We start from the raw sequence: 14350 nt of genomic DNA, 5'->3' as shown, positions 1-14350 counted from the left end.
GCGCCCACCCAGCTCAGCGCTGTTTGCGCAGCAGGTAGATGTCCATGATCCAGCCCACGCGCTCGCGGGCCGCAGCGCGTTCCGCGGCGATGCGCTCACCCACGTCGCCCACCCGACCACTGATCAGGATCTCGTCCGCGGTACCCAAATAGGCGCCCCACCAGATGTGATCGTCGGGGTCTGCTGTCTGCCGGAACGCGAGGTCGGCGTCGAGCATCACGATCTGGTTGGAGTCGACGCCCGGCGGCGTCTCCGCGAGCCGACGACCCGTCGTGATGTGAATGGGTTCGCCGATCCGGTTGGCGACGATTCCGTGCGCCGCGGTCAGCGCACTGGCGCTCGTCACGCCCGGGATGACCTCGACGTCGAGGGTCAGATCGGACCGTTCGGACAGATCGTCGACGATGCGCAGAGTGCTGTCGTACAGCGCCGGGTCGCCCCAGACCAGGAACGCCGCGACTCCCCCGTCGGGCAGTTCGTCGCGCAGCGCGGAAGCGATCAGATCGGCTCGTGCCGCGTGCCAACGTCGCACTTCGGCGTCGTAGTCCGCCGGCGCGCGATCACGCGGCGGGTCAGCGATCTCGATGAGCCGATGCGACGAATTGGCGTGGCGCGCAAGGATCTCCTTCCGAGCGTCGAGCAGCCCCGTCTTCGCACTCCCCTTCTCCAGCGCGACAAACACCTCGACGTCGGACATCGCTTCGATCGCCTGGAGCGTGATCTGCCGTGGATCACCAGGACCGATCCCGATGACCCGCAACGTTATTCGCATCGTCGAATCAGATCTTCACGCGTCGCAGACCATGTTTGCGGGCGGTCATGTCGAGGATGAACTGGCGCGGCAGCAGGCGTCGCAACGCGAACACGAGTCCCGCCGAATTTCCCTTGGCGTAGAACGGCTTCGGATGCTCGGCCAGCGCGGCGTCGACGATGACGGCCGCCATCTCGGCCCCACTGATGCCCTCTTCTTCGTTGTGTCGCGTTGCGGCCGCGAGGGTCTCGTACTCGTCACGGTAGGGCGAGTTCTCGCCGATGTAGATGCTGCGCCGGTCACCGATGCCGGTGGCGATCGTTCCCGGTTCGACGCTGATCATCCGAATCCCGTACGGCGCTACCTCACGTCGAGTCGCGAACGCATACGCCTTCAGCGCGGATTTCGTTGCGGCATAGTTGGATCGGAACGCCACCGGGAAGCTCGACAGCATCGACCCGACCATCACGACCGTTCCTCGACGCCGCTCACGCATACCCGGGAGCACGGCTTTGGTCAGCGCGATCGGCCCGAACACGTTGACACGGAACAGATCTTCGACAGCACTGATCGGCGTGTCCTCGAGCGCGCCCGCCTGCGACTCGCCCGCATTGTTGATCAGGATGTCGACGTCGCCGACCTCCTGGGCACACTCCGTGGCGCTCTCGTAGTCGGCGTTGTCGAGACGTACGTAGGTCACGCCGGGAATCGGATCGGCAACCTTGTCGGGGTGTCGACTCGTGCCGAAGACTCGATGGCCGGCGGAGGCGAACTGCCGCGCCACCTCTTCGCCGATTCCACTGGTCGCGCCGGTCACGAGAACGGTGAGCTGAGCTGGTGTCACCGCTTCACCGTATCGTCTCGCTGCGACCGCGAGACCAGAAGCACCTCGGACGAGCCCGACCTGGCGCACCGACTCCCGCTCCGATCGGGGATCGGCCCGTCACGTAGACTTCCTGCGTCGGTCTTCACGACCCGCCCTCGTGGGACTGGAGGAAGTTCACAAAGCCACACGTCAGCGTGTCTAGCGGGTACGCGGGGTAACGCGATTCCGTTGTTTTCGTAACACGAGCACACCAGCTCCGGGGCCTCAAGTTTACGCTGACCGACTATGGATCCGAATCAGCCGAATCGTCTTCGACCTCCTGCCCGTTTGAGCGTTTGGTCGGTGGCTTGACCGCGCTGACGGTCGTCACCAGGTTGACAGATAGCGATAGCACTCCGAGGATGACCGACACAACTGCTGCGATGGGACTTCCCAGGACCACGAACACAACAGCAGCCACGAGCGAGAAGACCGCAATAGAGTAGAGCATCCACTGGCCGCGCTTTGTCAATGAGACATCGGCGCTGGCGAGCATTCCCTGAATCCGAACCTGCGCATCCACGGCGGTATTGATCGAGTCTTCCCTGCGCTCCGCGATCTCGATCTGCCGCTCGTACGAGCGGACGATTCGTTCCGCGAATGATGGATCGATCGCGTTGTACGCAGCTAACGCCTCTGGCGGCGGAAGTGGAGCCTTCCATTTACTTTGTCGCACGCGACGCGGCGAAGGAGGGTCAGTGACGATCTCGCCTTCAAGGGCAGCCTCTGCTGTGTCGAGGTCGTGCTCTAGTTGCCCGACCTCTGAATCATCTTCGCAGCGTTCTTCAGGATTGCGGCGGCACTCGTCTGTTCCATCCGAGTCTGGTTCAGCAGTGGACGAGGTTGAATGCTCATCGGTCGACTCCGCGCCTCATCGTCCGCCGCAGCGCCGTGTGAGTTGTCTGGGTCATGACTCAACTCTAGCTCCGACGAGGGGGTTTGGCGCTAGGAGTTTCCACACGGTCTGCGAACTGCTTGCCATGATTCAGTCCTCTGCGTAGGTTTCTGCAGCTTGGGGCGGTCGCCGGCTGCCCAGACTACCGCACAATTGGGTGCCACTGTCATTCGGTGGTGGTCCACGCGCGCCCTGAGAGTGTGTCGCGAGCGCCGACTACTGTGAGTACCGATTGCGGGCAGCGGACGTGTGGCAAAGGAGCAACATGAACCAGTTCGACCGGTTGTGGATGACCCGTGATGCGGTCCTGGCGTGGCTAGGCAGCGAGATCGCATCTGGAAGGGGCGACGCCAACGCCTCGGCCGACATCGTGATGAACGCTACTTGCCTGGTCCGACACTCCGTTATCAGAGCAGGAGGTCAACGACGCCACGGTTTGGCTTAAGAACGAGGGCTTCATCCGAGGTCAGGGGACATAGGGTCATGGAGTGATTCGTATGTCGCTCGAAGCCAAGGGAGAACGCTACCTGTCGGAGGGGCGTTCGGTGAGAGACGAGCAGCCTCAGGCGCCGCATGTAGTGAACTCGCACAACACCATCACAGTTACCGGGACCAACGGTCGGCGGTCGCGGTGGATTCTGCCTACGCCCAGCAGGCTGTCACGAATACCGGCAGCTTTCAGCTGGTTCGAGAAGTCGCCAACCTCGTACGGACCGCCTCCGCCGACACCGACCAGCAGGATGAGGGGCGCGTATTGGCGGCGCAGATTGAGGCCGAACTGGCAGGCGACGCCAAGTCCAATCCGGGCAAGCTCAAGCAGCTGATGTTCACTGCGGCGACCGCGTTCGCGGGTGCGCTCGGGTCGGCAGGTGGTACCGACCTCGCACAGTTGGCGATGCAGGCGTACACGATGCTCTGAAAGTCGCGGACAGTCCCCTTCGTGGTCGCCGCAGGTGAGTGGTGCGGTGTCACTGACACGCGCGGTCCGCGCGGCAATCGGCCGGTTCCTACGTCGATTGCGCGCACTCAATCAGAGATATGGTTGTGCATCGGTGGAGCGTAGGGGGGGTTTGGTATATTTTCTGGTATGAATTCATATCCGGATGCGCAGAAGGTTGTGGATGACCTCGGCGACAAGCTCCTCGGAGCGTTCATTCAATCGGTCGACGGGGCGGCGGTCGACCTGGAGGCATTCCGGGACGCTTTTCCTACCTGGTTCGTCAACTTCTCAAAACGGTTCGTCGCGAACTTCGTCCATGAGCGCATGTGGGACCGGATGGTGCGCGAGGTGGCAGACGAATCGGCGGTTCAGATCATCGATCAGGAGCCGACTCGTCAGATCCTCATCGATCGCTACGTGATCCGGTTCAAGCGCCACCGGTCCGACTTGAAGATCAGCACGTACCCGACCTCGGGTGCGTTGGCGTTTTGGACTAACGTGGCGATGATTCCTGGCACAGAGACCCATAGCCTCGCGCTCGGCTACCTGTGGGATGTCGATGAGGCTGCCGTGAAGGGTGCACTCCTGTCCTACCGCACTGAGCTTGATCGCCCATTGTGGTCAGTCTCGTTGGGTGCCAACCCAATCCAGGCTGCTGGATCGGGTCCCGCGCCAATCGACTGGACACCCCTGGAGCCGAACCTGCCCCAGCTCGACCTTCGCGACATCATCGAAGAAGACGAAGATGGGACCGAAGGCGGATCATGAACAATGTCGGCGACGTGATCATCACGGCCCGCCGAGCTGCTGGGATCACACAAGAGGAACTCGCTGAGCGACTCGGCGTCACTCAGGCTGCCTTGTCGCGATATGAAAACGGTCAGCGCGATGTCGACCCTCCGACGTTGGCGGCGTTGGGTCGTGCGCTTGATCTGTCGACGGACTTCTTGACCCATGCGTTCGGTCTACGGGGCGCCATTGCTGCCGATGCGCACATGCGCCGACAGAAGACGGCAAAGGTCAGCGACTGGCGCAGAATCGAGGCTCAGCTCAACCTCATCCGCATGCGGTCAGCATTTCTGTTGGCGCGCGTCGGTATGCGACCAGAAAATCATCTGCCGACGTTCGACCCGCTCGATACGTCGCCCGTTGATGCGGCGCGGATGGTGCGCGCGCAGTGGAAGTTCCCCATCGGGCCGGTGCGAAACCTGACGGCGTGGATGGAGTCAGCAGGCATTCTGGTAATCGAGTACGACTTCGGAACTCACCGCATCGACGGGATGTCCCAGTGGGCGGCCGACTATCCGGTCGTAATCATCAACAGCACGCTGCCAACGCCCCGCAAACGGCTCACCCTCGCACATGAGCTGGGCCATCTTGTGCTCCACAGCGAATTCACCACTGAGAATGTCGAACAGCAGGCCAACGAGTTTGCTGCCGAACTGCTGATGCCCGAACATGTGATCCGACCCGAATTGACGGCGCTCAAGCCAGCCAAACTCCGAGCCATGAAGCGCGTTTGGGGCGTTTCGATGCAAGCAATCTTCGAACGTGCTTACCGCATGGAACTGGTCAGCGCGACTGAACGGACCAGCTTCTATCGCTCGATGAACGCCAAAGGGTGGAAGGTACACGAGCCCGATGACGAGTTGGTTCTACCCGAAACGCCTCGCCTGGCAGCAAGTATCGGTGACGCATTGGTCACCCGTGGAGGGCTGTCGCGTTCCGAGGTTGCCCGTATGTGTGGGCGCAGTAGCTCTGCTCCGGAGACCGTTTTTCTCTCCCCGGACCGGCGGTTGCACACCGTCTAGGCGGACGGAGCGGGGCCGCACCGAGAAACGGTCCTACTACGGTGTCCGTGGACCACAGGGTGTGGTTTGGGGTACTCATCAGAGGAGTCGACATGGCGGTTATTGATCGGATTGTTCGCATAGGTGTCATCGTGGCCGGGATCGTGCTGGTTGGCGGGTGCGCGGCGAATTCGCAATCTCCCGGCAGCGCCGCGGACTCGTCATCGCAAGACACCAGCACCACAACAAGTGCACCATCCTCGACCTCATCGGAGACGGCGTTCTCGTCCACGCCTTCGGACACCTCCGAAGCACCCCCGGCTGTACCGTCGTCCACCCACCTGACGTCGGTGGACGTCATGTGTGACCTGATCGCCAACCCGAACACCAATACCTCAGAACCGGTCGTTGTGCTTAAGGGCAGCGTCAACTGTGCCGCAGCACTCGCCGTCGCACGCGACTACCTAGCCGCGATTCAGCGCGGTGAACCCGAGGGGCAAGGACAGTTCGCGACGATCCGAGGGTGGGGCTGCACATGGCCTTACGTCCCAGGCCGTAGCCACGCCGACTCCTACCTGGAGTGCACCGATCCGACCGGTGACAACTCCGTCCGAATCGGCAACTGAGACAAAAACCTGCCCGAGCAGTACTACTGCTTCACGGCGCTGATCGGGAGTGGATTGCCGTTGCCGTCGGTGCCGATGAGGGTGAGGGTTTTGTTGTCACTGTTCCAGGAGGCTTGGACGGCGAAGCGGTCGTTGCCGTACTGCCACGCCAATTGCTTGGCGTTGTTGATTGTGTCAGGGACGCCGGTGGCGACGCTCGGTTTCTTCGCTGTGATCTGAACTGTGCCGCCGTCGTTCCAGGTCCAGGTGCCGCTGGCTGGAACCCAACTGTTGTCGGTGGCGGCGTAGGTGCCGTCGGCGATGGCGATCTGGAAGGTTTGCGGGCCGGTGGGTTCGCTGGTCACGTTGGGGTCGGTACTTGGCGATCGGGTGACGGTGACTTTCCAGGTGCCCTGGGCAAACTTCTTCACAGGTTCGGAACCCGGGTCGTTTCCGGAGCAGGCGGCGACGATCATCGCACCGGACGCGAGAGCCGCGTATTTGAAGATGTCGCGGCGGGTGAACCCGATCGAGCGGGCCTGCCGATAGGTGGCGGCGGGCGTGGTCGGCGGCATCATGGGTGTGCTTCTCCGTGCTGTCGGTGACGTGGGTTGAGGAGGTTGACAAGGACACCTCACTCGGCGGTAGTTGTATCACATTTGATACAGACTTGGGCGTGGTCGGCATCGGAGTGTTGTCGGGATGCCCACTCCCGATCCGTTGCCGTCCGATGCCGAAGTTGCGCGCCGAGCTGCGCATCGGCGGGCGTTTGGTGACGTGATCCGTCAGGCACGCGAGGATCGCGGTCTGACCCAGGAGGCCTTGGCTGAGCGTGCGGAAGTGTCGCGGCCGACGATCGCCCGGATTGAGGGATCGATCAACACGATCACGCTAGATCGGTTGTGGGCGTTAGCTTCCGCGCTCGACATTTCAGCCGTCGAACTGATTCGACAGACCGAGCAGATCGCCGGAGGGCGAGAAGTCGACGGGTGACTCGCCACCGCGCGACGGCATATAGCGGTAGCGCATCTCCGAAGCCCATCCGCGTGGATCGAGGGCCGGTAGGTGGTCGCCAAGGATGGTGTACGCGAGGCCGATGTCGTCGAGTTTGATCGGCAATCGACCGCTGAAGAGTTGGTTGACCCGGTTGCTCGATGGGTTCGCTGAGTAGCGTGCCCGACGCGCATAGGTCTCGTTGGTCATATCGATCTTGAACAGCGCCAGCCGCATTTCGTACACAAGTCGATGGTGGGTGATCGCGGCAAGCAATCGTGGGGTCCCTTGGAGAATCCCGGTGACACCGTCGGGTTCGTCGCTGGTCACCGCCACTGCCGACCTGAACTCGGCCACCGCGCGACGCCCGAAGTCGGTGTCCCTCACGCACCACCGGCGAGGCACGAAGCTGGACGGCATTCTTCGGACGCTACCACCAATTCGGGTGTACATGTGCACTGGCAAAATAAGTATGTGTTCTAGTCATAGAACCTGAGGAGATAACCGGGGGTTTAGGACAATATTCTGTGCGGATCGGCGATTTGACCGTATCGAAAACGTGTCATGGGGGCCGTTCCTGCAACGATTGATTCCGCGACAGTCATGCACTAGAAGGGCCCCAGCCCGGACCGGGCATGACGAAGGCCCCCCACCTGGCAGGGCGGAGGGCCTTCAAAGATCGGTCCCAGTGCACAGCTGGGGCCACCAACACACGCCCACATTGCGAAAGTCAGGAGTGCTGTTTTGAGTGTAGGCCCTTTCGGGCCGTGCGACTCATACTATCCGATCCGGTGCGCCGGACCGGTGTATGAAGCACGGCCCCACCTAGTCCGCTCAGTTCGTCGGCGTCCGGTAGCCGATCGTGGTCTCGTAGGTGGGCCACAACGCGGTATCAAGCCCCGCTTCCAGCCGTGCCAGGGTCGCGGCGTCACAGAACCGCAGCCCCGCGAGCGCGCGGCTGATCGTGGCGTGATTGACCCCCACCCGCGTCGCGAGCGTGCGCAGGCCGATCCCTTCGGCGTCGAGTGCAGCCCGCAGGTTTCGGGCGAACAGCTGGGCCGCCTGCACCTGGATGGGCGCATCGTCACGCAGGGCTGCCTCCGGCCATACGCCAGCAGCAACATACTCGATTGGGGCTCGTGGGTGTGTGGAAACCACCAGCTCAGCCTACCTGTCGGGTCTGTCGGTACTCGACTTGTCGTACCCCACCGCAATAGTGGTGCCTATGAGCACCATTCGACTCTGTGTGAAGGCGGCCGGGCATGACCGGCCATCAACTTTGCCTCGCGTTGCGGTGGTCGATCGTGGGTGACGAACGCCTGACCACCATCGCTGCCGCCGTGTTCGCCGCGTGGAACCGCGCCGCCGCCTCGGGTGCTATGTCGCAGCAGACGGTCGCCAAGTTCTCGTTGCTCGTCAACCGGTTCTGCCGCTTCGCCGTCGCGCACGGCATCGAGTCCATCAACGACATCACGCCAACCCTCGTCGGAGACTTTGTGCATGCTAGGGGCCGCGATCGATCGGGTGAGCGCATGGAACCGTCGTTGGCTACCAAACACATTCGGCTCTCGACGCTTCGCGTCTTCTTTCGCACCGCTCGCTCACTTGGCATCGGCTGCGACGACCCGACAACAGTCATGGACCTGCCCGGCCGTGCGCAACCCGGGCAACGTCGGCCGCTCACCCCGGACGAAGCGCAACTCGTACGGTTCTTCGCCGATCTTGGTGCTCACAAACGACATTCGTCGACAGTCGCATTGTTGCTGGCGGGTGCGCGGACCGGTGAGATCGGCCGCCTCACTGTCGGTGACATCGACGTTGACGAGAAGGCCGCGCACTTGCACGGCTCGGTCAAGTACGCCGAACGCGTCGTGCAACTCGACGATTACGCCGCCATGGTTCTCAAGGCGCGTATCTACCATCTTGGACGGGACCCGCGACAACCCCTGTGCGACACCGGAACAGGATCGGATGCGGCACGCCAAGCGCGAGTGGGGATGACCGTCGGAGCTGTGCTGCGCGCCGCTGGGCTGTCGGTCGATTCGGCGATCACGCCAACATCGTTGACTGCGTACGCCGGAGCGCAGGCCTTCGCGCGCACCGGCCATATCGAAGACGCCGCTAGCGTGACCGGGTCACGATCCCTCGACAGTGCCGCCTCGCTGATCGGCTTCGACTGGCAGGGGCAGGCCGGATGAGCAAGAGGCGCAACCGGCGGTATTACGCCAAGCAAGCCGCGAAGGAGTCCTCGGCAGGTGCTGCGGCCGCTTCGTCGATGCCTGACCGCGATTCCCGGCCGCTGGAAATCGAGTACATCGAAGCACTCGCCGCTGACGACGCCGTCTACGCACTGGCCAGAGAACTCCCCACCAAGATCGAGGGGTCGACCGGACCGAGGCGGAGCTACCACGAGGTGCTCGTCATCTTCTACGTGTCACTCGCCGGAGTCCTTGGCTCGCACCGCAAAGCGGCAAAGGCGCTATCGCACAGCAGGTACTGGTCAATCCTGTGTGCTGGGTGCGCCCTGCACGGTATCGACCTGAACCCGCGCCCGCCGAAACGGTGGAACTGCCAGGACGCCCGCAAACGTATCCTGGACGCATCAACCTCCGTCACGGCAGGCCACGTCAGTGAACTCTTGGAGACCCTGCGGGTGCGGTTCGTTATCGAAGCGCGTGCACTCGCCAAACGGCATGGCTGCCTTCTCGTTCCGCACCGCCGCTCGCTCACCAACCCCGAACGCGGCAACGTCGTCTACGCCGACGGCAAGGTGATCTCCAGCATCTTCACCGAAAGGGCAGTCAAGAAGCGCGAAGCCGCAGGACAGCGGGTCGACGGCGAACTCCACAAAGAAGGTGACAAAAAGGACCTCACGCTGGGCATGAAATTCCAGCACATCGTGACCCGTCCCAGTACGGCACGCAACAGCCGCATCTTCATCGACATGATCCACACTGCGCCCGACAGTGGAGGTGAGGCCGCCATCAGTGTCCAAGCGCTCCTCGACCTCGCCGCCGCCGAACCCGGTGCCACCACCGTCTGCTACGACGGCGCCTTCCGGGGCGTGCACCTGCAGCCACTCGCCGACGCCGGATACATGATCTTCTCCCCGCCCCACGAGACGACTGCCGCGCTCAAACCTTTCGACAGCCTCACCTGCGCGTGCGGGCGAACCCACAAGCTCTACACCCGCAAAGGAACGCTGGTCGCCGAACGCGTCGACGAGGATGGCGCCGTCCACCACGACCGCTGCAATCTGCTTAAACTCCACTCCACACACCGAACCACTGGACGCTACGACTGGTACGTCACAATCCAATTGCCCTGCGGCGCAGCACATCGCGTACGAATCAACGAACCCGCGAGTGACGGTGCGACCCATCGCGTGGAATACCTTCGCCAAGCTGTCGCTGCCGAAGACAGCGAACCCGCCACCGTCTACAACCGCATCTACCCCTACCGATCCGATGCGGAATCAGCCAACAACACCATCGATGCCGACTGGTACCGAGGCCGCGCGATCTCCACCACATGCGACGGCCAATACCTGGTCATGCTCGGCCACGCGCTGGCCCGCAACGCCTACGCCGACCGGCTCTGGCGACACGAACACCCCGACCCAGGCGAGCCGCCCGTGCCCTGAGCGCCCGCGACACCCCGGCTGATCAGCAACTACGAACACCGCCAGCGTCACCTCACGCCCAAAGTGGCGCGAGGTGCATTGCCATGCCCGCACACCGCTGCCGTATACTCCACACGTCGGTAGCCACAGCGATTGCGGTCACCGACACGGGCTGGACGAAGATAATCCCAGGTAGAAGCCCCGCGAAAGCACGAAATCGCGGGAACTTCCTCCATCACTTCACCCAGTCCCCGCCCTCGTAGCTCAGTGGATAGAGCACCGCTCTCCTAAAGCGGGTGTCGCAGGTTCGATTCCTGCCGGGGGCACAGTGACATCCTCGCCGGCCTCCGGCCGGTGTGCAGGTAGTTGCGTGGGACGCACGGGTACAAAAATGCCCCCGAGGATCCCACGCAACTCGGCGCCTCGACTCAGATCCGCGGCACTCCGGCCGCCACGAGATCCTTGACCACTTCTTCGGGCTCCGTACGCAACTCGACGGCGGTACACCGCAGTTGGCGGCGGCCAGGAGCAGACAAACGGCGCTGCCGACGTAGATCGGCCTCCCACGACGAGTGGTCCCTGTGAAAGGACCCGTCGACCTCGAGCACCACCGTCGATCCGTCCGGCAGATCCCATTCGCCGTCGGTGTAGCGGCGTCGACCATCACTGTCGGTGCGAGCCCGCTGACGCACGGGCTGCTGCAGGGAGAAGTCACGGCACATCGTGACCAGGTCGATTTCGGCCATCGACTCCGAGCCGCCCGCAATGTCGTCGAGAAATCCGCGCAGGAGAGGTTTGTGACGCAGCCGTGGCAGCTTGTCGCACCAGGTGAGCAGCCCCTCGGCCGTGGTCAGTCGCTGTTGCACGACGGCGGCAAGAAGACCACCGGCCGACCGTGCCGATGCATGCTCACCCCACGCACCGGCGTTGAGGGCGGAAGCCAATGTGAGGGTCGCGGGCTCGATCCGCAGCGTTGTCATACCCGCGCGTTGCACGGAGAGCGAGGTCAGGTCGTGGCGAGTACGGACGTAGTCGATTCCGTCGGGTGCCCTCCGCGCGCTGCGATCGTCTGCTCCGACGAGGAACACGACCGGCCCATCCTCCCAGCCCTTCAACCCATGCACCGCAAGAGCGGCGCGGCCCGCCAGAGCTGTTGTGCCACAGGGATGTAGCGCGCCAATCCAGACGCGCTGCGACTCGCTCGGAGCACCTGGAGCGAGCATCAGAACTCGCGGACCGAATGCCTTCCACTCACCGCGGCCGACTCGCCGCCGCACGGTTCGCTTGTCGACGCCTACCTCAGCGAGCTGCGCACGTGTCGCAATGTTCTCCTGCCGGTGCGCGAGCGCCAGCCACCCCTCGTCGGATCGCACCCGCTCAGGATGTCGCACATCCGACGCGACGCCGAAAATCTATCCACAGGCCCAAGTTGTGTGGGACACACGGGTACAAAAATGCCCCCGAGGGTCCCACGCAACTCGGAGCCGAGGCGTCAGACGAGCTGCGAGCGCAGGTTGTTGTCGGTCTGCTTGATCGCCTGGCCGACAAACGGCTCGAGAATGGCACCGAGCGCACGCCCGCTGAGCCCGCCCGGCAGTTTGTACTGGAACTCGACCTCGACCCTCGTTCCACCATCGGCGTCGGCGAATCGCCAGGTCGTGTTCGCGGGAAAGCCGTCGACGGACACGAGGGCGATCAGCTCACCGTCGACCCATTCCTTGGTCTCGACCGTGGACTTGAGCACCTTCGGCCCCACACTCATCTCCGCATTGAACGTCGCGCCGAGACCGGACGTGTGGTCGGTGGTCGGATCGAACCGAGTGATCCCGAACATGTAGTCGGGCACATTGTTGTAGTCGTTGACGTAGTCGAACACCCTCTGACGTGGCACATCGATCACCGCGCTGTGGCTCACCCCTGGCATCTGCACTCCTCGTGTTGTTCCGCCGAGACGGCGGTGGACGCAACTACGACCAATGTTCCATTACCCGTTGTCGACGTTGACAATCGGGTCACACCTCACTCGGCCAGATCCGCCGAGATGCGTCGCAGAAGGTCGACGAGTTGTGCGCGTTCGTCTGCGCTCAACGGAGAGAGGACGTCGGCGTCGTCGGCGAGCCTGTTGGGAAGTTCGGCGTCGACCAGCGCCCGTCCCTCCTCGGTCAGTTCCAGCAGCACCACCCTGCCGTCGCGCTCGGACTTTCGTCGCGCAAGCAGTCCGCGTCGCGAGAGCGCCTCGCTGATCTTGGTGATCGACGCCCCGCTGAGCATCGTCGTCGACACCACCTCACTGGCACGCAGTGGACGATCCGACCTGGCCAGAGCGCTGAGGACGTCGAACTCTGACCGCCCGATCCCGTGTGCCTCCAGCTTGCGGTCGAGCCGGTGATTCGAGACCGTCGCGATGCGCTGAATTCGACCGAGGATGCCGATCGGCTCGATGTCGAGATACGGATACGACCGCGCCCACTCCGCTTCGATCCGGTCGACCAGATCGCGGCTCGCGCGGGTGTCGGGAGTGTCGGTCACGTGACGATCATAACTAGCCCCTTCATTTACTTCACTAGTAAAACAGTGATAAATTAGTCGAATGCAGAGCTCCCTGATCACCCCGCACGTCCGTGTCCGCGGCGCAGCCCTCCAACACGTGGTGAGCCCGACCACCTGGCGCGACGCCCTGCGCCTCGACTTCAGCCGGACCAGCGTTGCCGCGCCGCTGCGGGTGGGCGTGGCCGTCGGAGTTGTCCTGGTCGTCGGTGCACTGCTCGGCCTCCGCGACCTCGCGGGCCTCGCGGCACTGGGCGCGCTGGTCTCGGCGTTCTGCCGACCCGACCCCTACCCCGTCCGCGCTCCCCGACTGATCGCACTCGGCGTCGGAGTCACCGCGGTCATCGCGGTCGGCGCGACGATGGGCACCTACGCGAACTCCATCGTCACCGAGATCGTCGTGACCGCTGTGCTCGCCGGGATCGCGTGCTATGTCGTGTCGGCGCTGCGCATTGTCGGACCGGGCGCCGTCATCTTCGTCTTCGCCGCGACCGGCGCGGCAGGATACGCACACAGTGCAGCCGACATCGGCCGTGCGACGCTCGCCTCGGCGATCGGCGCCGTGATCGGCATTCTCATCGCCCTGTCGCCGTGGTTCGTCGAGCTACTCAGGTCGCGACTCCCGAGATCGAGTACACACGACGCCGCGTCGAAAACTGCTCCAGCGCAACGCGAATCGATCTGGGTCACCCTCGCGGGCGGACAAAACCCCGCGCATCGTAAGCACCTCGCCGTGACCGCGATCCGCATCGCCATCGCTGCGGCGATAGCGGCCACGATCGCCGTCGCCATCCATCTCGATCACCCGATGTGGGCTGCGATGGGTGCGGTCGCGGCGATGCAGGGCGTCGAGTATCACCTCACTGTTCGACGTGGCGTCCAGCGACTGCTGGGCAATCTGGGCGGGGCGGTGATCGCGGGCATACTCCTCGCGGTGCCGCTGGGATATTGGGGCGCGGTCGCGGGCATCGTCATCTTCCAGGTCCTTGCCGAGATCCTCTCGACTGTGAACTACGCGCTCTGCTCGCTCGCGGTGACACCCATGGCACTGCTGCTCACCGGGCTCAGTGCGGGGTTGAGTCCCGAGGCGGCCGTCGATCGCGTGCTCGACACCGCGATCGGGATCGTGGTCGGGATCGTCGTGGCCGCCCTGGCAGTCCGCGGACACGACATCGCGGCGCTGCACGGACACGCCGCGAACGCACCGCTGGCCGACGCCGAACCCGAGCTGTCCCAACCGAACTCCGCGTCGAATCGTTCGCGCAGCTAGAGGCCTGACCAGTTTCGCACCATTGTGAAGCGTGTTTTCACGAGCGTCACATGGAGGCAATGACCTGGGTAC

Annotated in this window: 17 protein-coding genes and 1 tRNA gene; 9 read left to right on the top strand and 9 right to left on the bottom strand. The window is 63.5% G+C overall.

Annotated features, from left to right (window positions below; translation table 11 throughout):
• Positions 1-13: 13 nt before the first annotated feature.
• The 3 genes from cobF to GOSPT_RS21465 form a co-directional block, all read right to left on the bottom strand.
• Positions 14-772 carry a precorrin-6A synthase (deacetylating) gene (gene cobF, locus GOSPT_RS21475; protein WP_005209006.1) on the bottom strand — a complete coding sequence of 253 codons (759 nt, stop codon included), beginning with the start codon at positions 770-772 and terminating at the stop codon, positions 14-16.
• Positions 773-779: 7 nt separating this feature from the next.
• Positions 780-1595, bottom strand: a complete 816-nt coding sequence (locus GOSPT_RS21470) for an SDR family oxidoreductase (protein ID WP_005209004.1) — start codon at positions 1593-1595, stop codon at positions 780-782.
• Positions 1596-1860: 265 nt separating this feature from the next.
• Positions 1861-2292: a DUF2335 domain-containing protein gene (locus GOSPT_RS21465; protein ID WP_005209002.1), complete on the bottom strand. Its 432-nt coding sequence runs from the start codon at positions 2290-2292 to the stop codon at positions 1861-1863.
• Positions 2293-3142: 850 nt separating this feature from the next.
• On the opposite strand from GOSPT_RS21465, the gene GOSPT_RS21460 reads away from it, so the two are divergent.
• The 4 genes from GOSPT_RS21460 to GOSPT_RS21440 all read left to right on the top strand — a co-directional run bounded on the left by GOSPT_RS21460 (position 3143) and on the right by GOSPT_RS21440 (position 5867).
• Positions 3143-3430, top strand: a complete 288-nt coding sequence (locus GOSPT_RS21460; protein ID WP_005209001.1) for a hypothetical protein — start codon at positions 3143-3145, stop codon at positions 3428-3430.
• A gap of 198 nt (positions 3431-3628) precedes the next feature.
• Positions 3629-4219 (top strand): hypothetical protein, encoded by a 591-nt coding sequence (locus GOSPT_RS21455; protein WP_141630972.1) that lies wholly within the window; start codon positions 3629-3631, stop codon positions 4217-4219.
• A complete protein-coding gene (locus GOSPT_RS21450; RefSeq protein WP_005208999.1) occupies positions 4216-5262 on the top strand; it encodes a helix-turn-helix domain-containing protein in 1047 nt (348 codons plus the stop codon). Before GOSPT_RS21455 ends, GOSPT_RS21450 begins: the two co-directional genes overlap by 4 nt.
• A gap of 338 nt (positions 5263-5600) precedes the next feature.
• A complete protein-coding gene (locus GOSPT_RS21440) occupies positions 5601-5867 on the top strand; it encodes a hypothetical protein (RefSeq protein ID WP_005208998.1) in 267 nt (88 codons plus the stop codon).
• Positions 5868-5890: 23 nt separating this feature from the next.
• Here the strand turns inward: GOSPT_RS21440 and GOSPT_RS21435 are convergent, their stop codons facing one another.
• Positions 5891-6424, bottom strand: a complete 534-nt coding sequence (locus GOSPT_RS21435) for a hypothetical protein (RefSeq protein WP_005208997.1) — start codon at positions 6422-6424, stop codon at positions 5891-5893.
• A 124-nt stretch (positions 6425-6548) separates the two neighbouring features.
• Here GOSPT_RS21435 and GOSPT_RS23395 point away from each other — a divergent pair, with 124 nt between their 5' ends.
• Entirely contained in the window at positions 6549-6839 is a 291-nt protein-coding gene (locus GOSPT_RS23395) for a helix-turn-helix domain-containing protein (RefSeq protein ID WP_082965527.1), read from the top strand.
• Here GOSPT_RS23395 and GOSPT_RS21425 read toward each other — a convergent pair.
• Positions 6777-7226 carry a hypothetical protein gene (locus tag GOSPT_RS21425; RefSeq protein WP_005208993.1) on the bottom strand — a complete coding sequence of 150 codons (450 nt, stop codon included), beginning with the start codon at positions 7224-7226 and terminating at the stop codon, positions 6777-6779. The two genes, GOSPT_RS23395 and GOSPT_RS21425, sit on opposite strands and share 63 nt — an antisense overlap.
• Positions 7227-7673: 447 nt before the next feature.
• A complete protein-coding gene (locus GOSPT_RS21420; RefSeq protein ID WP_141630971.1) occupies positions 7674-7997 on the bottom strand; it encodes a helix-turn-helix domain-containing protein in 324 nt (107 codons plus the stop codon).
• A 104-nt stretch (positions 7998-8101) separates the two neighbouring features.
• Here GOSPT_RS21420 and GOSPT_RS21415 point away from each other — a divergent pair, with 104 nt between their 5' ends.
• The 3 genes from GOSPT_RS21415 to GOSPT_RS21405 all read left to right on the top strand — a co-directional run bounded on the left by GOSPT_RS21415 (position 8102) and on the right by GOSPT_RS21405 (position 10787).
• On the top strand, positions 8102-9037 hold the full coding sequence (locus GOSPT_RS21415; protein WP_039856989.1) for a tyrosine-type recombinase/integrase: 936 nt from the start codon (positions 8102-8104) through the stop codon (positions 9035-9037).
• On the top strand, positions 9034-10482 hold the full coding sequence (locus GOSPT_RS21410; RefSeq protein ID WP_005208988.1) for a hypothetical protein: 1449 nt from the start codon (positions 9034-9036) through the stop codon (positions 10480-10482). The genes GOSPT_RS21415 and GOSPT_RS21410 overlap by 4 nt, the downstream gene beginning before the upstream one ends.
• Before the next feature lie 232 nt (positions 10483-10714).
• Positions 10715-10787, top strand: a tRNA-Arg gene (locus tag GOSPT_RS21405).
• 102 nt (positions 10788-10889) lie between these two features.
• Here the strand turns inward: GOSPT_RS21405 and GOSPT_RS21400 are convergent.
• The 3 genes from GOSPT_RS21400 to GOSPT_RS21390 form a co-directional block, all read right to left on the bottom strand.
• A complete protein-coding gene (locus GOSPT_RS21400; protein ID WP_039856988.1) occupies positions 10890-11834 on the bottom strand; it encodes a putative endonuclease domain-containing protein in 945 nt (314 codons plus the stop codon).
• Positions 11835-11953: 119 nt separating this feature from the next.
• Entirely contained in the window at positions 11954-12385 is a 432-nt protein-coding gene (locus GOSPT_RS21395; RefSeq protein WP_005208986.1) for an SRPBCC family protein, read from the bottom strand.
• Between the two features lie 95 nt (positions 12386-12480).
• Positions 12481-12990, bottom strand: coding sequence for a MarR family winged helix-turn-helix transcriptional regulator (locus GOSPT_RS21390; protein ID WP_005208984.1), 510 nt, complete (start codon positions 12988-12990; stop codon positions 12481-12483).
• Between the two features lie 61 nt (positions 12991-13051).
• On the opposite strand from GOSPT_RS21390, the gene GOSPT_RS21385 reads away from it, so the two are divergent.
• A complete protein-coding gene (locus tag GOSPT_RS21385; RefSeq protein ID WP_005208982.1) occupies positions 13052-14278 on the top strand; it encodes an FUSC family protein in 1227 nt (408 codons plus the stop codon).
• Positions 14279-14350 lie beyond the last annotated feature (72 nt).

Origin of the sequence: Gordonia sputi NBRC 100414, assembly GCF_000248055.1 — a bacterium.
Taxonomy (GTDB): domain Bacteria; phylum Actinomycetota; class Actinomycetes; order Mycobacteriales; family Mycobacteriaceae; genus Gordonia; species Gordonia sputi.
The sequence above is the reverse complement of the archived record's forward strand: the minus strand, read 5'-3'. Positions and strand labels throughout refer to the sequence as shown.